Below are 23,515 nucleotides of genomic sequence, written 5' to 3'. Positions count from 1 at the left end.
CGACGAGTTCGCGGTCCAGACGTCACCGGATACCGCAGGCCCGCTTTCTAGCTTCAACGACGATGGTGTTGCGAAACAGCCCCGGGTGAGATTCCCAGAAGTCTAGCGACAAGTATCTGTCTCACGCCGTTTTTATGCGCAAAATCCAGAAATGCCCGCCCAAAATCGGTAAGACGTCCGCCGGGAGTTTTTGCCAGGCCTCTGAATTCTTCAACAGCTACGAATTCAAGCTCGAGCGCATCGAGCTCTTGTCGCACTCGGTCTCCAATAGCCATTTCTCATACTCAATCAACGATAAATAATCTGTACTGCATTCGATAAACGACGTCAATACAAGGAAATTTACCGTAAGTCATAATTTAGATATTATCTAATAGATTGAAAAATATATGTTTTTTAAAGTTAGAGAGATTTCCGATATTTGGTAGTTGGCGATTTTCTTTCCTTGCTACGGTTAACTAATATGCGCCAACTTGATGGACTAGCAGGGCAAATCGCGCGATCCGCGTGGCAGACTATGCGATGTCTTCGCGCCGCTAGAAGCCGTCAGTCTCATTCCAACTTGACAGCAGTCCGTTCGCGAAAACACCCACCTCCAAACTGAGAATTTTCAGCGCGTTAGCTCCGTCGCGACGACAGGGCCTTAGGTTCGAATCCTTTTAACTGCCAAAAATCAACTTTGCTCGGCGTTAATTCTTTAATCAAGGCGAAGTTGAAGATGCAAAGACAACAAGGTTCGGTAATACTCCCTCAGCGGGCATTCCGCATAATGACGAACCTCGTTACCAATCACAGATTTTCTGGCGGCCATGGCATCTATCCTTCATCAAGTCATTGAAAAGTCTCCTGAATTGATAGTCGGCGTATTGTCGACGATCGTCGCAGGTTTGTTGGCGGTTCTTGTAAAAAGCGGAACATACAAGCCAGTCATCTGCCGCTTTAAAGCGAAGCGCCTCAAAGCGCGCAAAGGTGAGGGGATCTGTGTGCTTGTCTGCGAGTTCGAAGGCGATACAAGGGGAAGGCTTTCCAAGATCGTCCGTAGTAATATCACCACCAATTATGCCGCCGATCCAACTGCGAATATCGCTCCGATCAATGTAGTTTCCTTTCCGTTGAGTCTAGCAGCTGTTGGCGATGACGAAGAGGGCGACGACCGCAACAAAGCCGTTGCGCGTCGCTGGCTGAACGAAGCGAGCTGTGACGTGATTATCTGGGGAGAGCGACTGGATGAAACGAACCACAGTATCATCAAGATCATGGGAAAGAGCACAGAGGCAGCTCACCTGCGCGAGCTGAAATTGCAGGTCGGCGCAGGTGAAATCAATAATGTGATTGCAGAAGCGGTAACCCGCGAAGTTCTCGACGAGCAAACCAATGCTTTCACGTCGCCAGAACCGTTATCGCTCGACTATCTTCGTTTGATTGCAAAAAAATCATCCCTGCTTCTTTCCTCCGATCTTGCGGGCTTCACCAACGAAACCGCCAAGGCCATCCGCGTTAGCTTGAACAGGTTGTTAACGGAGATCTGCCTGCGGTCGTCGAGGATTTCCGACTGGGACGACGCTTTGGCGAACGCGGAAAAGCTGAGTGCTTTATATTGTGAGAAGCAGGAGCTGCGCCAGTTCGGTGAAGCTGCATCTATCTTCGCCTCACATTTTCGTAGACGAGCTTGGGCCGGGATCGATCTGCTCGAAATCCGCAATGGCTTGGCGACGATCGAACGGGCTGCCCAAAGCCTTCAAGGACGGCCGGAGCATCGTGATCTTCTCGACCATATCGCCGTTGAGATCGAATTTATCAAAGCTACCCATAACAGAGATGCCAACGAAGCTGACTGTGAGGTCGATGCGCTGTCCGTGTTTCGCATCTTTAAGTCCACCACAAAGGCCAGAACAAAGAGGCTCTGCATTGCCTTCTTGGCATCGTTCGACCCCCTCGACCTGCTCAAGAGCGAAGGGATCAGCCAAATCCAAGTTGGGTTCTTGAGGCGCAGTTGGGGCCTGTTGGAATGTGCGCAGCTACCGCCCGACCTTAGATCGTCAGTCTTCGAGAGCTTGGTGGAAGAGCAAGTTTCAATTGCCAGCACTTCCATTAACGTGTCCCTATATGAAGACGTCATGGTTTGGATCCTTGAAATGGAGCCTGCATGCACGGAAATCGCGCGGCTCTTCTGGGCCATCGCATTCGCAGATACCGCGTCACTAATTCTGAAGCGATTCGGGATCAGTTTTTTCGACGAACGCTTTCCCAAACTTAACGTTGCAGGAAGACTGACCGCGGTTTCTGGTGAGTTGTTTGCAGGCGCCTCCTCCTATGCGCAGGCTCCCTATCTCCAACTCTATTTCTTGGGCAGGGCGGGTTCTGCGTCTTCTGGTCTCGGGTCGTTAACGGGCGACGATATGCATTTCTCTATGGCTGATAGTGCCTATGCGACACAGGAGTTAATCCTAAAGCAGCGGTTTCCCAAACGGTTACAGCAAGCTTTGTTTGAAAGATGTTCGTCACTAAATACATGGAGCCTCCGGGCCTCCGACCGGGCGAAAGCCGATCTTTCAATTTCGCTCCTCGAATCAGTTGACGCCGCCGCTGAAAGGTTTGGATGTTATCTTCTAGGTTTTGCGCATATGGCTCGAGCTTACATCACAATGCATAATGCCGCCGATAATCCGACCATCTTGCAACGGCAATCCGCATTGGCCGAGGCTCGTGTTGCATTGAGCTTTTGCAAGAAGGCCTTTTCACTGCCGAACAAGAACGGGAAGCAAGGCACGGAAGCTATTGACCGGGTCATGTCTAACGCGACCGAATTCATCGCTCGCTGGGATCGAACGTCGGCGAAACTATAGTGAGCGTTCTTGACGCGGTGCAGCTCACCGAAAGAATTCGTTTTTGGTATCGACGAGGGCATTTCCTCAAGCTTTTCAGGCGCCGGTGTACATTTTGAATAACCAGGTTGTAGGTTCGATTCCTTTCAAGGTGACCATCGACCTTTCGAAGGACTTGGTAGGCCGCTGGGCATAGTGCACGAGTTCCTAAGCCGCCGCCAAGTCAAGTACGGGTGGGAAACGGACTGACCGATTTGGGGGGCTGTGCTGGGAAGTTGCCTCCATCTGGTCAATGAACTTCGAGAGCCATGCGACCCCCTTTCGCCACCCCGGTCCCCCTCAACAAGTTGCCTTGGCGGGGGCGAGATGCCTTCATCCACGAAACCGCACAGCCTCGAGGAAAGCTGTAAACGCCGTGGAAGCATGCCGCCGGTGCGGATAGTAGAGGTGATAGCCCGGCAGATCTGGTGTGAACTTGGCGAGCGCCCGCGTCAGTCGTCCGGACGCGAGGTGAGGCTTGACCTGATCGAGCGGCAGATAGGCGACGCCATGGCCATCGAGCGCGGCGTCGAGGATCAGATCGATGGTGTTCAGGACGAGCGGACCGTCGACCCTGACCCGCGTCTCGCGGCCACCGCGCATCAGACGCCACTTGTTCAGCGTTCCGGAGGTCGGGAGCCGCAGATTGATCGCGCGATGATCGATGAGTTGCGCGGGCGCAGTGGGAATGGGGTGCGTGCGGAAATAGTCCGGCGAGCCGACGATGGCCATCGGAATGTCGGGGCCGATCCGCACCGCGATCATGTCCTTCGACATCTCCCCGCCGAGCCGCACACCGGCGTCGAAACGATCGGCGACGACATCGGACAGGCCATAGTCGATGGTGAGCTCGACGGATATGTCCGGATTGTGGGGAAGCAGCCTCTTCATCGCGGGAAGCAGCAGCGTCTTGGCCGCATGCTCGACCGTGGTGATGCGGATGATGCCGGAGGGCTGGTCGCGTAGCTCACCCAGGGAAGCGATGGCCGTGTCGAGATCGTGCAGCATCGGGCCGAGGGTTGCGAGCAGACGCTCGCCGGCATCGGTCGGCGCGACGCTGCGCGTCGTGCGCGACAGCAGCCGCAGGCCGAGCCTTTCCTCGCTGCGCCGCACGATCTGGCTGAGCGCGGATTGCGCCATGCCGAGACGGGCGGCGGCCTTGGTGAAGCTGCGCTCCTCGGCGACAACCACGAACGCTGCCAGATCGGCGATCTCATCCCGTCTCATTCATCACCTCAGTGATAAGGCCAAGCGTAATTATCCCTCTAATCGAGACAATTGTTTTGTCCTAGATTTTCTCCATCGGCAAGGGACATGCGATCCCGCATCGAAAAGGAACCGAAAACATGGGCAAGATCAGCTTCAAGAACTCAAACAACCCGACCATCACCATGTCAGCGGTGATCAACTTTCCCGAAGGCTTTGACGAGAGCAAAACGTATCCGGTGATTGTCGTCTCTCATCCCGGCGGCGGCGTGAAGGAGCAGACGGCCGGCACCTATGCAGCCAAGCTCGCCAAGTTCGGCTTCGTGACCATCGCCTATGATGCCTCCTATCAGGGCGAAAGCGGCGGTGAGCCGCGCCAGCTCGAAAACCCCTACATCCGCACCGAGGACGTCAGTGCCGTCATCGACCACCTGACGACGTTGCTCTACGTGGACAAAGATCGCATCGGCGCCATGGGCATCTGCGCCGGGGCAGGCTACACCGCCAATGCCGCGATCCAGGATCGCCGCATCAAGGCCATAGGCACGGTCAGCGCCGTCAATATCGGCTCGATGTTCCGCAATGGCTGGGAGAACACCGTCAAGTCCATCGATGCGCTGCCCTATATCGAGGCTGGCTCCAACGCCCGCACCGAGGATGCGAAGGCGGGCTCCGCCACGATGCCGCTGGCTCCGGTGAACGAAGCAGACGCGCCGAACGAAGAGCTTCGTCAGGCATGGGAATATTACCACACTGCCCGCGCGCAGTGCCCGACCTCGCCGGGCGTCGCGACCCTGCGCAGCCTGAACCAGATCATCACCTACGACGCCTATCACATGGCCGATGTCTATCTGACCCAACCGATCCAGATCGTCGCGGGCAGCGAGGCGGGCAGCAAGTGGATGAGCGACGACCTCTTTGATCGCGCCGCCAGCACCGACAAGTCCGTCCACATCGTTGAGGGCGCCAATCACATGGAATTCTATGACGGCGAGAAATATGTCAACGAGGCCGTCTCGGTGCTCGCGCCGTTCTTCACGGCGAAGCTCTCGGTCTGAGTCATAGCGGCGTGGTGAACGCCTTGCGGGCCGGCATCGTCGGTCCACACAGATTGCGCGCCCCTCACAAGGAGAACAACATGAAAACCGTTCAAATCCAGAACCCCGACATGGCCTGGCATGTTGCCGCCAACATCCTGTTCCCGCCGGCGTTCGACGAAGCGAAGACCTATCCCACAATCGTCAGCGTCCATCCGTTCGGAAGCTGCAAGGAGCAGACCTCGGGCAATGTTTATGGCAAGGCACTTGCCGAGCAGGGCTTCGTCGTCATCGCCTATGACGCCAGCTTCCAGGGCGCATCCGGCGGCAGCCCGCGCTGGATCGAAAGCCCCTCCCAGCGGGTCGAGGATATCAGCCATGTCATCGATTACGCGGTGACGTTGCCCTATGTCGATGCCGGCCGCATCGGTGTGATCGGCGTTTGCGGTGGTGGCGGCTACGTGCTCAACGCCAGCCTGACGGAAAAGCGCATCAAGGCCGTCGTCGGCATCACCCCGGTCAATATCGGCCGTCTCTTCCGTGAGGGCTTCAGCGGGTACAACCCGATTGGTGCTCTGGAAGCCATGGCAGCGCAGCGCACCAGGGAAGCGCGTGGTGGCGAATTGCAGGTTAACGAACTGCTGCCCGCGCGCCCGGACATGGCCACGAAAGCCGGTCTTACCGAACGCGACGTGTTCGAAGCGACCGACTATTACAAGACGCCGCGCGGTCAGCGGGAAGGCGGCTGGACTCGGATGCTGTTCAGCCATGCCCAGAAGACGCTGGCCTGGGATGCCTTCGCCTTCACCGAGACACTGTTGACCCAGCCGATGATGGTCGTGATCGGCCAGAAGGTCGGCGCGTTCGGCGCTTTCCGCGATGGTATGGAAGCCTACGGCCGCGCCGTCGCCTCGAAGGATCGCCAGCTCGTTTCACTGGAAGACTGGTCACACTACGATCTCTACGACAAGCCGGAGCCGGTGGGCCTGGCGCTCGAAAAGCTCGTGCCGTTCCTAAAGCAGCATCTGGCCTGATCGGCCGCGGCGGCCGTAACTACTGAGTTATTTCAGACGGATAGTTTTCATAATTATAGGGTCGGCGGTTCGACCCCGCTTCAAGGCCTTCCCTAAGGGTTCTGTCTTGCGGGCATCAAGTCGGCTGCACAGCTCCGAAGCTAGAAGAATTTGCGGCACCAGATCGCTCCATGCTAGTGCATAGAAGCTATGCTTCAGCCGTTTCCAATTCAACAGCTGCTGCCTCAAGGCTACCACCTTCCCATTTGTGGGTTGGCAGCGATATGTAATCCAGCGCATTGGGGTTTACAAAGATTGTACGATGGTAGCCCTCTGGGGCGATACGTATCATCTCAATATCGCGCGCATCAGGAAACTCGATTAATTCCCAGAAAGCGTCATAGATTACTTCGTTCTCTGCGGTGAAGGAGCGCCTTTGGCCATTTGACAGCTGATATGTAATATTGGTCGCCACATCAAAAATCGCTTCTTGAGTTTCTAGCTCTCGCGACCTTTCAATCTCGACTTCGCTTTCTTGCAGAAGGCCCTCCGCCACTAACTCTGCAAACTTTTCGTCAGACGTGAGCGACAGAATCTCTTCGACCCGTTGGATGTGGTTTTTGTCAAAGTCATACATTCCAATAACATCATGGGCGATAGCTTCAATGATTTCCCAATCGCCGGAATCCGGTAGTTGCAAGGGAGAATTGCGGAGATAGACTTGGTCTTTTGGGCCATAGTAATCGTACGCTTCACTGGAAAAATAAACATCTGCAATTGAAGCCGCACGGATTATTACGGTCTGATTGGACAGACTTTGAACGATAAAAAATTTATCGTCGCCCTGCAGATCCTGATGGAATTGCCCGTATGCTTTTTCTGAAATGGACAATAGCAGCGGATCACCGCCATCTTTGAAATGGAGAGCTACTTCGCCATAATACTGCGCGAAATCCGGCGCCTTGGCATCATATAACGCCGCCTCCACCGGCTTGCGAAGCCCTAAGACTGCATCTGGAGTTTTATCAAGCACTGCCGCAAGTCGTTCTATCTTGCCATCCGGAATAGGTATCTGGCCAGTCTCCCATCTCTGGTATGTGGATTGGGTTACTCCGGCAATTTCAGCCAGTTTAGCCTGGGTCAGGCCAGCATCCACTCTATACTTCTTAAGTTTGTTAGCCATCTACATCTCCAATAATTATGCGCATAATATGCGCATAATTATTAAATTCAAGTGATTACTAAAGATCCTCATGTGAGGATTGACGCGTCCTGTGATCCTGCAGCGTCAGTATGTCGGCTTTCACGGCGGTCAGGCAGCCTCCCACACTTGGTTCAAAATCTTGGCGGCCAACGCCGCCTTGTCCTGCGGCAGGAAGCGACCATAGTGCTGTTGCACGACATCGGGCGTATCCTGAATTGCGTAGCTCGCCTGCTCGTAGGATCCGGTCTGCTTCAGGATATGCGTCGCGAGAATGTCCCGCAGGTTATGCGGTCCATGCGGCAACAAGCCCTTGATGGCACCTCGCCCGGTATAAGGGTTATAAATGCCATAGCGTTGAATGACGGTCCTCCAAGCCTCATAGAATGTGGTCGAGTTGTAAGCTGCGTCGATGCTGGTGGTCTTCGCCGTCTTTACGAACAGGGTTCCGGGATCTTTGGCTCCTCCAAGGAGGACGCCCCGATGACGGTCGATATAGGCATCGAGATATTCGTAGAGATCGAGCAGGTCCGGCAGTACCAGCCGAAACGGTTTCTGTCCGAAGAAGGAGGAACCAGAGTTTTTGAATGCGACCGACGGGATAAGGACCTCCCAGCCATGGTCGCGATCACTCCAGCGCAACTCTCCGCATTTCATGTCCTCAAGCCGGCGTTCCGATGTCGGATAGTGTCCACGAGGGCAGACACGAAGTTGGCGAAGGTTCTTTTGTCTGAGCCCAAGGTGCAGGCCAAGCCGAAGCAGTAGGAATGATCTGACGGCTTCGGCGGCCGGTCGTGGATATCTGTTCTCATCCGGCATGCGTTTAAGAATCTCGTCCGTGATCTTGCGATATTCCGCCAGCGGACTGTCCGCTTCAAGGACGCACATGATTGGTTCAAATGGGTCGCGATGCACGCGCATCACTCGCTGGATCTCCTTGGAACGGTTCGCGGCATGTCGGTGAAACGCGTCACACGCGCCATGCCAGTCGCGAGCCGCGAAGTCGATTTCTTCCTGCTCAATCAAGCCCGCGATGGGCCTGACATTCCGAAGCAGCTCCGGGTGCTGCCGTATCCAGCCTACGTCTGCACGAGTAAGAGCCTGGGCGACCATCAGCATGTCTTCTTCCCACTTGGTATAGAAACCGCGTCGCTTTTCCCGCCACTGCAGATACCAGTCCCAAACACCGGGGAAGACGAGAAGGCCGAAGCTCAACTTGCTGACTGGTAGACCAAAACCCTTGACGACGCCGTTTGGCGAGGCAGCAAGCGCACCAAACATCAAGCCGAGGTGTTCAATCTTCTGGGAGGCCGTTTCCTCACCCCAGACGCCATTTCGCTGGAAACCAATCGCCGTCAGTGTCGAGGTTTTGAAGCGGATGAGATCAGCCATTTCCATGGCAAGCCTTGGCGGCGCGTCTACGACGCCAGAGAGCAGATCAGGATCATCAATTTCTGCGGCAACGTTCTGATTGGCGCCGGCCGCCGAGGCCAATGATCGAGAGGGAAGAAAGCTGCTGCCATAGGTGACGCCGGGAAAGCGGATGGCGTATCGCTGCTTGCTGGCCGCCGCCTGATAGCGGCGATATTCCGTAGAGCCGGAAATGATCACCCGGCGCACCCAGTCGAGGATCTCCTCGCGCTTGGTAAAGGGCAGGCTGTTGAAGTCCTCGGGCAGGTGCAATGAAATTCGTCGACGCTCGGCTGGGCTGATATCACCGAGATCGTGACCATACAGCGAGCGCGCCTGATGCGGCAGTTTCTCTTTGAAATACCCCTCTGAAAGTCGATAGCGTCGCTCGATGCGGCGAAGAATATTGAAACTGGCAACAGATCGGGGCACGCGCTCGCCCTGGGTCCAGGATAGCAGCGTCTTATTGTCGAAGGTCTCATTCAGATGAACAACAGCGCGATAAAGCTGCCAATAGGTGTCGCCGAACCGCCGCATATGATACATCAATGCGTCCTGAAAGCTCGCCGGATCTTCTGTCGCTTCAAATAGTGCGTCCGGGAACGGGCTTATCGGTTTTGGTTCAGGGCCGCGCTGTGTCGACGCGGACCGGGCAAAGGCACCGTCGGTCGCCGCGCATTGCGGCTTTCTGGTCGAGGATGCGGAAGCTGCCTTCTTGGCGGGCGCCATTTTGCTCGAGCTAGCTGTCTGCTTTGGCGGTCGTCGTTCTTCGGCCGCTGGTGGTGTACCGAGCCAGCGGATGATTGCATCCAAGCCTGGCCGGAGCTGCTTTTTCAGTTCTGCTGTCAAATCGGCTTCGATCCCACAGGCCTGACTGATCATCGTCCAGTCGATATGGCCATTTAGAAGCGGGGGCGATTTCCGGTAGATAATCAAACTGGACAGATAAGGTCGTATATTCTCCAACACTCGCCTGGATGCGATCGGAGCGATGCGAAGCTCGCAGAATTCCGAAATTTTTCGCTGAAAATGACGTGATGAAAGGTCGTGTTTGGTCATACTCATTCCGTTTCTTTCGGCACCAGTGCCGAGGGCGAGCGGGAATAGGGGGCGCCCGTTAACAAAATATCTTTAGGACAAGTGGTTAGCTGTCGATCGCTGCCTCTTGAATGGAGCGTTGCAGAATGTGGTGCCGAGCGATAGACGGGCTTGCAATAGCTCATTTCTGGCAATAATTATGAGTTATAGAGAGAGGCGCTATAACTCATGAAATGGAACTGGCAAAACACGGATTGGCCAAACTTCAGATACGACACCGCAAGCCTGGTAACGTTGGAGCAGAAATTCCTGCAGTCCGCGGGCGAGGTTATCGGTGCTGTTCGACATTTCAACGAGGACGATAGCAACCAACTTCGCATTGAGTTGCTGAGCGACGAAGCGGTCAAGACCTCAGAGATTGAGGGTGAATATCTCGACCGCGTGAGCGTCCAGTCGTCACTCCGCCGACAGTTCGGGCTAAACACTGATGACAGACAGATCGGCCCCCAGGAGCGGGGGATCGCCGAGATGATGGCGGATGTCTATCGAAGTTGGCATGGGCCGCTGCGTCACGAGGGACTGTTCCAGTGGCATTCAATGCTGATGACCGGAAATCGATATATTGAAACGGTTGGTGCTTACCGCACGCACGAAGACGCCATGCAGATCGTGTCAGGTCGATTGGACAAGCCCACAATCCACTTCGAGGCTCCCCCGTCTCGCCAGGTTACCACTGAGATGGAGACCTTCATCACATGGTTCAATCAATCTGGGCCAGATGGTCAAACGTCGCTTCAAGCTTTGACGCGCGCCGCAGTAGGACACCTTTATTTTGAAAGCATACATCCATTTGAGGATGGCAACGGCCGAATTGGGCGCGCGCTCGCTGAGAAATCCCTATCGCAAAACATAGGGCAGCCAAGTCTCATTTCTCTCGCCTTTACAATCGAGAAGCGCCGGAAGGCCTACTATTCCGAGCTTGAGCGGCACCAGCGCATGCTTGATATCACCGGCTGGCTCATTTTCTTTTCAGAAACGGTCCTGGATGCTCAACGGGCGACGCTTGAGCGCATCGATTTCTTCATTCAGAAAGCAAAGTTCTATGATCGTTTTCGGGGCCAGCTGAACGAGCGGCAGGAAAAGGTAGTCGCGCGCATCTTCAAAGAGGGCACGGCAGGCTTCAAGGGGGGGCTAAGCGCCGAAAACTACATTTCGATCACAGACACATCCCGTGCTACAGCAACACGCGACCTTCAGCAGCTCGTAGAGATCGGTGCACTGACGCGCACAGGCGAACGTCGGCATACCCGGTACACGCTGTCGCTGAAGAAATGAATTGGTGCTAGGCAAAAGCACTAGGTGAACGGCTGTTCGATTCCGCTCAAGGCGCTCGGAATCAGGATGCAGTCATAGATGCATGCTGGCCTTCAATGGCGGTCAAATATCTTTCCATGGACCGCTCCACGGCACTATTCCCGTCGCTTTCGATCGTTCTGCCAGGGAATCTCCATAAATGGTCTCAAATCGATATGGCCGCACCGCCTGCGCAATTTCTCTCACGGTATGGGCATTGAGCGGAATGAGGTTCGGGTAGCTGCGCATGAAGCTGACCCATTTGCGATCCATGGTTACCTGCATTGTGTCGCCGACGAAGAGTGCGCCGCGTCCACCTTCGAGCCAGGGGCAATGAAGCGCAGAGCTGCCCGCGAAATGGCCACCACATCGGATCATGGTCGCCAGGCCCAGCTGCAGCGTCTCGCCCGTCCAACACGTTAGGGCCGCGCCGGATCTTTGCACCCATTCGCCGTCATCAGCGTGGATATGGATCGGCACGCCGCCGCAGGCTGCACTCCATTCGATCATCGATGAATAGAAATGGGGGTGGGAGATGGCGATTGCGCTCAAGCCACCCATGGCAGAAAGTCGATCTTTGCTTGCTTCGTCGACTAGGCTGAGACAGTCCCAAAGGATGTTGCCCTCTGGTCCTTCGATTAAAAAGGCACGCTGACCAATTCCGAAGTGAGGTGAGATTTGCAGGCTGTGAATGCCGCGCGCTTCCTCGTTCCAGATGACGCTGTGCGTCTGGCTCAGCGCTGCACTGTTCGTCCACTCTTGGCCTGCTTGCGGCACGAATTGGCGATCGTCCTGGCAGATCGGGCAGGCTGCCGGTGGTTCGGAACTCTCGCTGAACTGTGTGCCGCATGTAATGCAGATAAAGTACGTCATCCTCAAGTCCTCGTCTGCCTGTCTCACGGTCTGTCGGCATCGCCTACGCCATGCCGCCACGCCCGAGCTAATTGCCATTCTGCCGAAGGTTCACAATCTTTATTCAGTTGATCGCGTGATATAAGAGCCGAAAAGTTCATGTCCGGTCGGAGCTTTTGTCCTGTGACATGAGTTGACTGATGACCGGCGCGGGGATCGCATCCACCGCATAGGTGAAAGTGCCAACCGATTTCACCTCTTGCGCTGCGCTTATTAAAGCGCCGAATGCGGTCCGCGCGAACGAGCCGCCAACGCTAATGCGGCGCACCCCAGCTTCGGACAGCTCAGCAACGGAATAGCTCTGTCCTTTAAGCCCCATGACAACGTTCACAGGCTTGTCGACAGCCTGGCACACCGTTCTGATCGCGTCGATGTCTGGAAGGCCGGGAGCATAAAGGACATCTGCCCCCGCTTCGGAGAAGGCTTGAAGCCGTCTGATCGTGTCATCCAGATCAGGCTTTTCCCAAAGATAATTTTCGGCCCGGGCGGTCAGCAGGAAGGGCAGATCGCGAGTTGCTTCCGATGCTGCCTGGATGCGCTCAACGGCGTGGGAAAGATCGTAGATTGGAACAGCGGGATCGCCTGTTGCGTCTTCGATTGATCCGCCGACTAGGCCGACTCCGCAAGCCAGACGAACGGTTTCGGCGCAGGTTTCCGGCGCGGCTCCGAAGCCGTCCTCGAGGTCGGCAGAGACGGGAAGCTCTGTCGCGCCGACAATCTCGGCGGCATTCTCAAGAATCTCACTTCTGGAAAGACCTGCAAAGGAATCCCTCTTGCCTTTCGAGAACGCATAACCGGCGCTAGTGGTGGCGAGGGCTTCGAAGCCTAGACTGGTTAACAGACGAGCCGAACCGGCATCCCACGGATTGGGTATGACGAACGCTTGCCTTCCTTCGTGGAGAGCCTTTAACCGATTGAATTTGATCTGCTGGTTCGACATCGCCGCGCCTCTTCTGTGGTTCGAACGCACGCATATCATGATCGGAACAAAAAAGGAACTCGTATCGAATTGCGTGGGCGCAACTGCGGCCTGCTCGTTTGTGAGAGGTAAGCTCACCAGTTGCTCGGCCAATGTGCGTCCCGCATTAATGGCAGCCCGGTGAGAGGGCAGAAAGGCTCAAACCAGAACCTGCAGTCTTCATTTCGTTGGTCTGCGCGAGCCTGAAGGGCGCAGTACGCGACAGCGGTCGCGGCATTTGCGCCAAACAGCTCGATCACAACTTCTGCGGCGGTATTCGGATCACTGATGTTGGCGAAAATGCCCTTCATGGCGGGCATTCAGCCTGAAGCCGCAACACGACTTCCCAATCCCAAATGTTAATGGTGTTTAGCCGTCATAGGAACGAAAAGACGCCCGCTTTCACGTCTTAGTGAGGCTGGGCAGGAACACGTCAAACAACAGCGCGGCAGGTGCCACCCACTGATCCGGGGAATTGTAATTGCCGGTGGTGATGGCGAGGACAAAGTCAACACCGGGGAAGACGAACAGCCGTTGCCCACCATTGCCGAACGCAGCGATGAAACGCTCGCCATAGGTTCCTGTCTTGTCTGTTATAGCCTCCTCGCCGAGATACCAGAGATAACCGTAATGCATTCCCCGCCAGCCAATATCAACGATGGCGGCAGGTTGGAAACTTTCATCGAGCCAGGATTTTGGAATGACACTGCGGCCTTGCCATTCGCCGCCCTGCAAGATCACCTGCCCGATGCGGGCCAGTGAGCGAGGCGACAGCCGTAACCCCGATGCAGCCGATGGCTCACCATCCTGGCCTCGGATCCATTCCATGGCGTCGATGCCGAGGGGATCAAACAGCACTTCTTTCGCGAAGTCCGGTAAACTCTGCCCGGTGCCTCGCTCAATGATCTTGCCAATCAGCGCAACCGCTCCGCCGCTGTAAATCCAGCCTCTTCCCGGTTTGGCAAGGATCGGCCGATCCAGAATGAAGCGATAGCGATCCGGCGCTTGCTCCATAGCAATCTCGCTATTGGCAGGATCGGTGTAGGGGGCGTCTTCGTTCCATTCCATGGCCAGCGTCATGGTCAGTGCATGGCGAATGGTGATACGCTCGCGCTCGGGATCACGGCCAAGATCAGCATATTCGGGAAATTGCGCGATGATCGGCTCGTCGAGCGCCGGCACTCGCCCCTTAGCGAGCGCAATACCGTAGAGTAGACCGACGATGCTTTTCGTAACGGATCTGATGTCGTGAAGGGTTTCCGGCCCGAACTTCACATTTTCTAGCGTCTGTCCCCAACTCATGTCGTTGCCGTCGATATAACGTTCAAAGGCGATACGACCGCCGCGCAAGGCGACAACTCCGTGCACACCCGATAACTTTCCGCTTTTCGCCAGATCATCGAAACGCGTTGCGGGGTCGGATTTGAACTCTGTCTCACCCGAAACGGCAATCTGCCAATCGGTATGTTTTCCGTCTGCGATGGCTGGGGTCGTACCGACCATTATCGTTGCTCCCATGTACTTGAGGATCTTTCTTCGATTTGCTCGGATCGTCATTGGCAACCTATCAACGTGGCCGTCAGGCAAGCCAGCTTTCAGCTTAGGCGACAGCGCTATTTTACAACCTGGGGCCTGAGTAGCAACGGAGCAGAAAACCTACATAAGGATCACAGGGCCGTTCCATCCATCTTCGGATTTACGGGGCTGAGTTGAACACTGCCTCGATGTGATGTCCGTCCGGGTCGACGACGAAGGCGGCGTAGTAGTGTGGTCCGTAGTCCGCGCGTAATCCTGGGCCACCATTGTCTCGCCCTCCGTTATCGAGCGCAGCTTGATGGAAGTTGGCGACAGCCTTCCTATCCGGAGCGGTAAAAGCAAGATGAAAGCCTTGCCCAGGCGGACGCTGCCCCTCGGGCCTGAACTTGATGGCAAGCTTATCGCCGCCACCCTCCGGCCCATAGCCGATCGCCTGGTCAGCCTCTCCCGGCCGCAAATCTTCCCAGACCCGGACGTATCCAAGTGAGGCAAGAGCTGCATCGTAAAATGCAGCGGCGCGTTCGATATCGGAAACACCTAGTGAAGCGTGGTGTAGCATTCGTCCTCCATTTTTTGATGCTGGCCTATACAACAAACCCCGGTTTGATGTGACTCGGCGGACCAGATCACAAAAATTCCCGAAAAAGTCGTCAAATTCATAAATACCCGTGCAGAAACCTATAGCCGACAAACTCCCTGCCGTCATGTTTCTGCGAGATAAGCAGTCTTATGTAGGTTTTCTGCTCCGTTGCTACTCAAACCCCGATCAGCGCACGGTGTGGGGCGTCGATCTCAAGCGCGCCCTGCAGGAGGCCTCGCCTGCGATCGGAGACAGGATCGGCCTGCAGCATGAAGGGGCCACTCCCGTCACCCTTCCGGACGGCACGCAGACCGAGCACAATTCGTGGCGCGTCGTGGAGGGTGGCGAACTGGCTTACCCGCAGCTCGAAAGCCGCCTGTCGCGTTCCGGCGCGAAAGAAACCACGCTGGATTACATCAAAGAATTTGCCGAGCGGCGCGGGATCGCGGAACAGTTCGAAGCGAAATCGACCTTGCTCCCGCCCAAAAGCAGCGCCAAGACGTTTTGTCCCGCGCGGCCCATCCGGTGCGGGATGAACAGGACCGGCCATCTGATCGTCAGCAGGTTTACGAGGAACGTGCCGGCGATCTGGCCGGGCCTGTTCGCAAAGCCAGCGCAGAACTCGCGCAGGATCTGCATGCGGATCTTCGCCGCATCAGCTGGTCGGATGTCATGTCGCCGGCTGGCGCCGGCGATGGTCGTGCGCAGCAGCATAGCGATCGCCAGGCGCAGGGGTATGGATCGGCCGAGGCCGGCAAGCCCGAGCCTCTGGTGCCGGCGATCACCCGACATGATCGCAGTATTGAAGATGTCGCCCGCGAAAAGGCCATGCCGGCGTTCGAACAGCGATTTGAAGCCGTGGAATCGGTGGGGCGGTCTGTCTTCCGCGATCCGGCCGAGGTCGCGGCTGTCGCGTCCGCGAGAATCTTGGATGCTGCTGAGGAGGAACCCGTTGACGCGGCTCCCGACGTCCCGAACAACATAGCGACGGAACTGCTGGAAATATTATTGACTGATGAGATCATGACGCCGGCTTCGGTGAGAATAGACTATCCCCCGGCTCATTCGGGACCCTCAATCGCAGGTTAGCGTCATGCCTTTGCGTAGCTTAGGCTGCGCGCTATTAAAAAAATGGTTAATTACAACCTGTGGAGATGTAAAATATCCTCTATTATATTTAAGGGTGTTGAATGGCTGCATGTGAATGGATTTTCTCAGGGAACAGCGCAAGGATGCATTCGCACTGACATACTGATGCCGTAACGTGTTTTGATGAGTCGGAATCTGATTGTTTTCGTTATCCTCGCCTTTACGCAGATCACTGCATGGGGTGTCGTCAGCATACTTCCCGTTACGGCCCCGGATATTGCCGCAGACCTGCGAACGACATTGCCGATGGCGTTCATAGGTTCCACGGTCATGTTCGTTGTCATGGGGTTGGTGGCTCCGGTTGTCGGCAAGGCTTTTCGCCGCTTCGGCGCACGTAGAATTATGACGGTCGGCGCTGTGCTGATCGGCTTGGGCTTAGCGAGTGTCGGAGCAGCCCAATCCGTGGCGATTTACTTGATCGCGTGGGGTCTGATCGGCTTGGCTGGCGCGATGCTTCTGACAACCGCCGCCTACATCTACCTAGCCGATTTTGCCGATGAGCGCGCGCGCGGGATGATCGGTACATTGATGCTCGTCACCGGCCTTGCCGGCAGCGTGTTTTGGCCGGTAACGGCGTATCTGGAACATTTGGTTGGTTGGCGCGGCACTACACAGATTTATGCCGGAGGCATGATCGCCATCATCGCTCCACTGATCTGGCTGGGACTGCCCGAAGTTGGCGGAACCACGCAGGAGAAAACGGAAGGCAGCGGCGCAGTGCGAAAGGGGCGCATTTTCTGGCTCCTCGTCGCGGCGATCGCACTGAACAGCTTCGTCACGTTCGGCATGGAGGCCACCGGAATCGAACTGTTCGGCACGCTCGGAGCAGAACCGGCATGGGCAATCGGCATGGCATCCCTCCTTGGCGTTCTCAAGGTCTGCGGACGCCTGATCGATCTGCTTGGCGGAAAGCGATGGGACGCGCTGGCAACCGGAATAGCGGCCGGAGCGATGATCCCAGCCGGGCTTATGATACTTCTGATTTTCGGTGCTGTGCCGTGGTCCGTGGTGGCCTGTCTGGCTGTTTTTGGGATCGGGAGTGGAGCCTTCGCGGTGGCTCGCGCAACCATGCCGCTCGTCTTCTACCGTAAGGCCGACTACACGGCCGCCATATCCACGATAGCGCTGCCGATGAACCTGACAAGCGCTGTTGCCGCGCCGGTTCTGTCGGGACTTTTGGCCGGGGCTGGTGCCAAGCCTACCCTCGCCCTCCTCGTCGCTTGCAGCGTCTGCGCGCTTTTCCTACTGGTTTTCCTCTACCATCTGCGCCGGCGGCCGTCTTCAGAAACGCAAGGAATGCAATCGCAGAATTCCTGACCTTCGAGAATCTAATTCGGCTCCGCGAGGTATAGGGCGATCAAGCGGACCAACTCTCTTTGCATTGCCTGGTCCTCAATCGCACCCCGTCGCGCCGCATTGTGGATCACGCCGTCAATCGCGTCCGAGATCACACGACCGGCAACATGGTCGGCCAAATTGGGCTGACGCTTTCGGTATGTGGCGACGGCCTCGGCGTAATAGGACAGATATTCAATCTCGAATGCGCTATTGGGGTTTCGATACTCTTCGGAACTGGGAGCTTCGTCCAGCAGGACGCGATGTAGGCCCGGATACTTGCTATGCGCCGCGACCACGGCCCGGACGAGATGCAAGGCGAACTCTGCGGGAGAAAGTCCGTCCGCGCGAATGTTCCGCATCACCGCCATGCTATCGTCCAGATGACGATGGCGGATGGCATCGACCAGAGAGAGCTTGTCGGGGAAATATTGGTAAAGGGAGCCGATACTGACGCCGGCCAGTTCCGCGATCCGGTTCGTGGTGAACCCCACCCACCCTTCATCGCTCAGAATGCGAGCCCCGGCCTGGATGATCGTTTCGACGGTCGCCCGGGATCGGGCCTGTCGCGGCTCCTTGCGCATCACGGACGGTCGTTTTGCAATGCGAGTAGACAAGAAACCTGTCTCGGAGAGAATGTGAAGGACTTGCTCACATTTCTAACTCGCGAAAGGATCGGTGGCAATGAGTACCTTGCTCCAAACGCTTTACGGTTATCACGCCTGGGCCAATGTCGACTTGTTCAAGAAGCTGGAAAGCGTGGACGCGGAAAAATACGGCACGGAGCTGCAAACCGCCCTTCGGCTGATCAGCCATTATTATGTGGTTTCGCGGATATTCGCCGGACATCTCCAAGGCGTCCCACATGGCTTCACGTCCGACAATCTTGAAGAAACCCCGGCGCTGGACGAGCTGTTAAGCGCCGTCACGTCCTCCGACCAATGGTATCTTGACTATCTTCGCACGGTCTCTCCCGCCATCTTGTCCGAACCGGTCGCCTTCGCCTTCACCGATGGCGACAAGGGCTATATGACCCGCGAGGAAATGCTGACCCATGTTGCTCTGCATGGAGGCTATCACCGGGGCGAGGTGGGCCGCATTCTCTGGCAGCTTTCGATCACCCCGCCGTGGGATACGTTCGCCGTTTATCTTCACCAGAGCGAGCCAGCGCGGCGGCAACAGGGCGGCAAGCAGCTCGTTCCCGCCTGAAGGACAAGCCCACGTCGGTGTTGTCGCGCAACTCCTACAGACCGTCCGAGAACTCTTTGCGCGATAGAGGGTAGCTTGTTCCCGGCGTGTACGGCAGCAGTTTAGTCAATTTCGAGGATTTTCCGTCTCCGGGGCGCTTGGGCGGCCTTGATGGCGTGTGGCAGGCCCATTTTTTGCCAGTGTCAGCGCAAAACAAGGCATCTTATGCCCGTATTGCCGCTATCAGACCGGAAACGCCGATGAGAGTGATGGCTCGCCGGATATTGTAGGCAAGCGCGGTCAGACTGAACTCGCCACGAACATTGTCGAGCCGACGCATCAGGAATGCGCCCTGGTTCATCCATTGCTTGATCGTGCCGAAGGGATGCTCGACGCTTTCGCGTCGTCGGTCGAGAATGTCCGGTCGAGCGGCAAGCCGCGCCGCCATGCGGTCGAGGACGGCTTCGTTCTCCAGTCGTGAGACGCGGCGGAAGCTTTTGGTGCAGCGTTCGCGCAGATGACACGCCTTGCAAGCATCGCGATTGACGTAATCGATCTTCACATTGTCGCGCGATTTACCAAAATGACGCGGCGAAAGCATTTGTTCACCAGGGCAGAGATAAACGTCCTTTTCCAGATCGTAGCTGAAGTCCTCCTTGGAAAAGAAGCCTTGAGCGACGGCGGGACCGCGGATCGGCTTGGGCACATAAGCGGTGATGCCCGCTTTCTCGCAGGCCTCGATATCCTCGATCTTGAAGTAACCGCGATCGGCAACCGCCTCGATCTTTTCGACACCGAGCGTGTTCATCGCCGCCTCGACCGTCGGCGCCAGAAGCCCCATGTCGAGAACTTGGTTGCTGACTTCCTGTTCGGCGATCAGTTTGTGCTTCACATCCACGGCGAGCTGGACATTGTAGCCGACGCCGACCTTGGTCATGCGCGCCATGGCGCGGGCATCGGGATCGGTCAGCGAGATCTGGTCCTCGCCGGTGCGATCCAGCTCGTCCAGCAGCGCCTTGTGGCGATCCCGCTTGCCCTTGATCGCCGCGATCTTCTCCGCAGGTTGCCACCACGACCGTCAGGACCAGTGTCGCCGCCGACCTTGCCCTCATCGGCATCGCTCTCGTCGAGCCGCTTCATATAGTCGGCCAGCTTCTCGTCCGCCTCACGGATGAACTTCGCCAGCGACCTGCGCGTGAAGTTGCGATCCTTGTTGTTCACCGCCTTGATGCGCGTGCCATCAACGGCCAGAAACTCCCGGCCGAGCAGGTCGAGTTGCCAGCATAGGATGACGAACTCGCGAAACACCTGCCGAAACGCGGAGCGGTTCACCCGGCGGAAGTCGGCGATCGTGCGGAAGTCCGGCTTCAGGTGCCGCAGCAGCCAGATCACCTCGATATTGCGATGCGTCTCGGCCTCCAGCCGCCGGCTCGAACGCACCCGGTTGATATAGCCGTAAACGTACAGCTTAAGCAGATCGGCAGGATCGAAACCCGGACGACCCGTCTCCTTCGCCGTCACGCGCATGAACCCAGCAGAGGCAAGATCAAGGCCATCAACTAAGGCTTCGATGAAGCGAACTGGATTATCCGGTCCGACATAATCGTCCACTGATTCAGGCAGAAGGAGTAGTTGTGAGCGGTCTGTTCCTGGTAGATGTGCCATGGAGAAATATATCATGGCAGGCTAGCGTAAGGAATCTCCGTTGAGGTTTTTAGACCGCCTGCGGGAATTTTGCGACAGACGAGAAACGTGATGCGATGAATAGCTACCAATCGATTTCTGACCAAACGGGAATTCCTCTCCCAATGCTCTTGGTACATTGGGTAGAAAGTGGCCTGACAGTTTATGAGAACTGGCAAGAGACGTGGCGGGAACGAATGCTCAATTCACCGCCGGCTCTTGCCAGTATCTATGATTTTCAATGGCTCAATGCGGATCAATCGCAAGATAATATCGGTCGGTGGTTAAATCCCGATCGTCAAAACGGTATGCGCTTTCTGCCCTTCGGGCGGGGCGGTGCTGGTGACTGCTACAGTCTGGTTCCTATTACGCCTGACATGGCTCCGGTCGCTTTGATCTTTCATGACTCTGGCAAACTCCAATGGTGCGCCCGATCATTTGCCGAGTTTGCGTACATCAAGCTCGTTGAAGCCTGTGCGGACTTCGATCACCTGCTAGATGACGATTTCTCGGAAGAGGAAGCTCTCCAGTGTCTATCAGCCGATCTGGGCAATGTTCGCATGGCATTGCCGTCGGAACTGGCTCAACGGCTAAACCCCATTCTCATCCGAGTGGAATCTGCGAGGAATGCCTTCAGCATCGGGAATGGGGTGGTGACCTTGGTCAACGATCAAGAACTCTCCGAGATTAATGAGCGTTTCTCCGTCACGGGGCTTCCAGAACAGAACTGCGTACCTCGGTGGCAGTGCCGATGAATTTTCCCCGTTCGTGATAGCCAATAACGACGCGAGGCTTTCGTCGCAAATATCCTGCAGACCGTCCGAAAACCCTCAGAGCGGTTCCTGATAAGGGTTTTCGGACGGTCTGCCTAGTTTTTGCGACAAATTACGGACAGCCTTACGGCTTGGCTGGCTGAAAGCCAAAACCACCAATCTCAGCCGTCACGTTTCGTTAAGTACGAATCCATTCGATAAAATTTTAGTCTTAATGCCGCGCGGGTACGCCATTAGTGGTCGACACCATAGTAATCCCACGCGCGGAGACTTCACATGCGACGATGCTTTCTGAATCCCTTACTGATAGCTGTCATCGCCGGCTTCAGCGTCCCTAGCGGTCCGACGCACACGTACGCTCAGTCGACTCCAAAAGCTCAGTTGGGAGAGGGACGTGCATACGAGATCATCGATAGCGAAGTCTGGGATGTGCCCGATCCGGTTTCGGGTCGCACTTACCAAGTCTTCGTCGCTTTACCACCGTCCTATGCGAAGGAACCTCGGCGGCGTTACCCCGTGCTTTACGTCACCGATGCTGACTACGCTTTCCCTATCATCCGGCAGATCGGCCGCCGTCTGAACGTCGAAGGGTCCCGGATCGAGGAGTTCATTCTTGTCGGTTTGTCTTATGGAAAGGGTGAGGATGGCAAGGTCAGCCGTCAGCGCGATTACACCCCCACGTCGAACGGTCCAAAAAGCGCACCTGCTGGTGCGATCCATGGGCAGGGACGGGCCTATCAGCGTTATTTGGGTGATCAGGTGAAACCATTTATCGCCGCCCGCTATCGGACCGATCCCGCCAGATCGCTCTTCCTTGGCCACTCCTACGGTGCTTTGCTTGGCGCACAGATCCTGTTCACGGAACCTGGCTTGTTTAGCGGTTATATCCTCGGTAGCCCCTCTCTCTGGTACGACAAGCGCCACACCTTGAAGCTCGAAACGGATTACGCCGCACAGAACAAGGACCTGCCGGCGAAGGTCTATCTTTATGTCGGCGCCTATGAGGCGCAGCGCAAAGGTGACCTGCGCTACAACCAGACGGTAGATATGGTCGCCGACAACCGGGCTTTAGAACTAGCGTTGCAGAGTCGAAAGTATCCGAACCTGCAATTGAAGTCAGCGGTCTTCGACGACGAGGATCACCTCACCGTCGCGCCGCGTGGCTTCACGCAGGGCTTGGAGTACCTTCTGAGAGTACACTGACAAATCGCATCGAAAACTGGAACGAAGCTGTCGCACAATTCCTGAAACCTGCGGCAGAAATGATTCAAAATGACAGGGACCTAGATGTTCCGCTTTAGTCGTCTTCGTCTCCTATCATCGACCGGCCGCAATCGGGTCGGAAGCGGTCATAGAGGTCGCCGGCGCTCTATGGACGCCATGTAGCCTTGTTCCATGGGCGAGGGTGCAATTGGCAGGCCATTTATCGCAGGAATTTCCGGCATTGCCGTTCCGTGCTTTCAAAGCGTGAAGTGCAAGGATGCCGGCGCACCGTAGGAAGCGGATTTTAGAACTTCACCGATAGCGTCGCTTTGACCCCATGCTGTTGGGCGTCTTCAGCAATCTGGCCGGAATAGGCAATACCGAGAGTGGAGCTTGGGTTGAGGTCGTAGTCGAGCCCGGCAGCAAAGATGAAGGCGTTGCGCGCCACCGGGATGCCGGCGACGGTGAAGTCGCCGCCTCCCGCAAAAGTATGCGTCGTCAGCGGAACGGTATCACCGGCCGCATGCYGCCAGCCCGACATGCCGCGCAGGGTGGCATTCGCTTCCCCCAAGCGAATATCCATTTCGGCATGCAGGCCAAGTGTGGCGATGGTGGTATTGGTGGTGTGGCTTGAACTGTCGAGCGCGGCGGCCCCGCCGTCTTCTGTGAACCCCGCAGTCCGAAGGGCCACGTGAGCGAGATTGACGAAGGGCTCGAAAGACACCGCCGTCGCATCGAAGCGATATCCGAGCTCGGCAAAGGCCTGCAGTGTGCCGGCGCCGTAACTCGCATCAAGCCTCTCCTCTAAGCTTCCGATCACGACGCGGCGGCGAGTATCAAGCTCGTGCCAAGTATGGGCAAGGCCGGAGCGGAAAGCTAGATTGCCCCATTGCGTGCCGGCATAGAGACCAAGGTGATAATCGTCGCTCGATCCCGATGAGGCGTTTTGGCGCGGGTTAAAGCCTGAATTGCCGTAACCCGCCATCAGGCCGAGCCTGAAGTCATCGAAGGTGGTATCGACGCCGACGAGAAATCCACCGGTCTGATGGCGGGTTACGGCAATTCAGGCTTTAACC

At 56.4% G+C, this 23,515-nt stretch carries 16 protein-coding genes and 3 pseudogenes; 9 read left to right on the top strand and 10 right to left on the bottom strand.

Translation table 11 applies throughout. The features are described 5' to 3' along the window. Positions 1 to 809 precede the first annotated feature (809 nt). The gene (locus O8B93_RS21760) at positions 810 to 2,846 is read left to right on the top strand and encodes a hypothetical protein (RefSeq protein ID WP_269711960.1); all 2,037 of its coding nucleotides are present in this window, start codon (positions 810 to 812) and stop codon (positions 2,844 to 2,846) included. A 351-nt stretch (positions 2,847 to 3,197) separates the two neighbouring features. Here the strand turns inward: O8B93_RS21760 and O8B93_RS21755 are convergent, their stop codons facing one another. Next, a complete protein-coding gene (locus tag O8B93_RS21755) occupies positions 3,198 to 4,091 on the bottom strand; it encodes a LysR family transcriptional regulator (protein ID WP_269711959.1) in 894 nt (297 codons plus the stop codon). A 119-nt stretch (positions 4,092 to 4,210) separates the two neighbouring features. Here O8B93_RS21755 and O8B93_RS21750 point away from each other — a divergent pair, with 119 nt between their 5' ends. Together O8B93_RS21750 and O8B93_RS21745 are read left to right on the top strand one after the other, a co-directional pair. Then, the gene (locus O8B93_RS21750; RefSeq protein WP_269711958.1) at positions 4,211 to 5,128 is read left to right on the top strand and encodes an alpha/beta hydrolase; all 918 of its coding nucleotides are present in this window, start codon (positions 4,211 to 4,213) and stop codon (positions 5,126 to 5,128) included. Between the two features lie 80 nt (positions 5,129 to 5,208). After that, positions 5,209 to 6,141 (top strand): alpha/beta hydrolase, encoded by a 933-nt coding sequence (locus O8B93_RS21745; RefSeq protein ID WP_269711957.1) that lies wholly within the window; start codon positions 5,209 to 5,211, stop codon positions 6,139 to 6,141. 187 nt (positions 6,142 to 6,328) lie between these two features. On the opposite strand, the gene O8B93_RS21740 is transcribed toward O8B93_RS21745, so the two are convergent. Together O8B93_RS21740 and O8B93_RS21735 are read right to left on the bottom strand one after the other, a co-directional pair. Then, entirely contained in the window at positions 6,329 to 7,303 is a 975-nt protein-coding gene (locus O8B93_RS21740; protein WP_269711956.1) for a helix-turn-helix transcriptional regulator, read from the bottom strand. Between the two features lie 129 nt (positions 7,304 to 7,432). Beyond that, positions 7,433 to 9,796 carry a hypothetical protein gene (locus O8B93_RS21735; protein ID WP_405049078.1) on the bottom strand — a complete coding sequence of 788 codons (2,364 nt, stop codon included), beginning with the start codon at positions 9,794 to 9,796 and terminating at the stop codon, positions 7,433 to 7,435. 201 nt (positions 9,797 to 9,997) lie between these two features. On the opposite strand from O8B93_RS21735, the gene O8B93_RS21730 reads away from it, so the two are divergent. Next, positions 9,998 to 11,104, top strand: coding sequence for a Fic family protein (locus tag O8B93_RS21730; RefSeq protein ID WP_269711954.1), 1,107 nt, complete (start codon positions 9,998 to 10,000; stop codon positions 11,102 to 11,104). 61 nt (positions 11,105 to 11,165) lie between these two features. Here O8B93_RS21730 and O8B93_RS21725 read toward each other — a convergent pair. From O8B93_RS21725 to O8B93_RS21710, 4 genes and pseudogenes are all read right to left on the bottom strand, one after another. After that, positions 11,166 to 11,995, bottom strand: a pseudogene (locus tag O8B93_RS21725) (MBL fold metallo-hydrolase). Between the two features lie 136 nt (positions 11,996 to 12,131). Then, positions 12,132 to 12,974 (bottom strand): isocitrate lyase/PEP mutase family protein, encoded by an 843-nt coding sequence (locus O8B93_RS21720; RefSeq protein ID WP_269712056.1) that lies wholly within the window; start codon positions 12,972 to 12,974, stop codon positions 12,132 to 12,134. A 420-nt stretch (positions 12,975 to 13,394) separates the two neighbouring features. After that, positions 13,395 to 14,495, bottom strand: coding sequence for a serine hydrolase domain-containing protein (locus O8B93_RS21715; RefSeq protein ID WP_269711953.1), 1,101 nt, complete (start codon positions 14,493 to 14,495; stop codon positions 13,395 to 13,397). A gap of 193 nt (positions 14,496 to 14,688) precedes the next feature. After that, the gene (locus O8B93_RS21710) at positions 14,689 to 15,087 is read right to left on the bottom strand and encodes a VOC family protein (protein ID WP_269711952.1); all 399 of its coding nucleotides are present in this window, start codon (positions 15,085 to 15,087) and stop codon (positions 14,689 to 14,691) included. Positions 15,088 to 15,292: 205 nt separating this feature from the next. Here O8B93_RS21710 and O8B93_RS21705 point away from each other — a divergent pair. Both O8B93_RS21705 and O8B93_RS21700 read left to right on the top strand, forming a co-directional pair. After that, positions 15,293 to 16,017 (top strand): annotated as a pseudogene (locus tag O8B93_RS21705) (Ti-type conjugative transfer relaxase TraA); the annotation flags it as partial. A gap of 363 nt (positions 16,018 to 16,380) precedes the next feature. Next, positions 16,381 to 17,574 (top strand): MFS transporter, encoded by a 1,194-nt coding sequence (locus O8B93_RS21700; RefSeq protein ID WP_269711951.1) that lies wholly within the window; start codon positions 16,381 to 16,383, stop codon positions 17,572 to 17,574. 11 nt (positions 17,575 to 17,585) lie between these two features. On the opposite strand, the gene O8B93_RS21695 is transcribed toward O8B93_RS21700, so the two are convergent. Beyond that, positions 17,586 to 18,176 carry a TetR/AcrR family transcriptional regulator gene (locus tag O8B93_RS21695; protein ID WP_269711950.1) on the bottom strand — a complete coding sequence of 197 codons (591 nt, stop codon included), beginning with the start codon at positions 18,174 to 18,176 and terminating at the stop codon, positions 17,586 to 17,588. A 100-nt stretch (positions 18,177 to 18,276) separates the two neighbouring features. Between O8B93_RS21695 and O8B93_RS21690 the strand changes: the two genes are divergently transcribed. Beyond that, positions 18,277 to 18,801, top strand: coding sequence for a DinB family protein (locus tag O8B93_RS21690; protein ID WP_269711948.1), 525 nt, complete (start codon positions 18,277 to 18,279; stop codon positions 18,799 to 18,801). A gap of 202 nt (positions 18,802 to 19,003) precedes the next feature. Here the strand turns inward: O8B93_RS21690 and O8B93_RS28010 are convergent. Continuing rightward, a pseudogene (locus O8B93_RS28010) lies at positions 19,004 to 20,445 on the bottom strand (IS1182 family transposase). Between the two features lie 95 nt (positions 20,446 to 20,540). Between O8B93_RS28010 and O8B93_RS21675 the strand changes: the two are divergent. Next, the gene (locus O8B93_RS21675; RefSeq protein ID WP_269711945.1) at positions 20,541 to 21,218 is read left to right on the top strand and encodes a hypothetical protein; all 678 of its coding nucleotides are present in this window, start codon (positions 20,541 to 20,543) and stop codon (positions 21,216 to 21,218) included. Between the two features lie 294 nt (positions 21,219 to 21,512). After that, on the top strand, positions 21,513 to 22,439 hold the full coding sequence (locus tag O8B93_RS21670; RefSeq protein WP_269711944.1) for an alpha/beta hydrolase: 927 nt from the start codon (positions 21,513 to 21,515) through the stop codon (positions 22,437 to 22,439). A 304-nt stretch (positions 22,440 to 22,743) separates the two neighbouring features. Here O8B93_RS21670 and O8B93_RS21665 read toward each other — a convergent pair whose 3' ends face one another. Next, positions 22,744 to 23,502, bottom strand: a complete 759-nt coding sequence (locus O8B93_RS21665) for an autotransporter outer membrane beta-barrel domain-containing protein (RefSeq protein WP_269712055.1) — start codon at positions 23,500 to 23,502, stop codon at positions 22,744 to 22,746. Positions 23,503 to 23,515: the final 13 nt, after the last annotated feature.

The organism is Martinezella rhizogenes (assembly GCF_027460065.1).
In the GTDB taxonomy this organism is placed as follows: Bacteria; Pseudomonadota; Alphaproteobacteria; order Rhizobiales; family Rhizobiaceae; genus Agrobacterium; species Agrobacterium rhizogenes_C.
The sequence above is the reverse complement of the archived record's forward strand: the minus strand, read 5'-3'. Positions and strand labels throughout refer to the sequence as shown.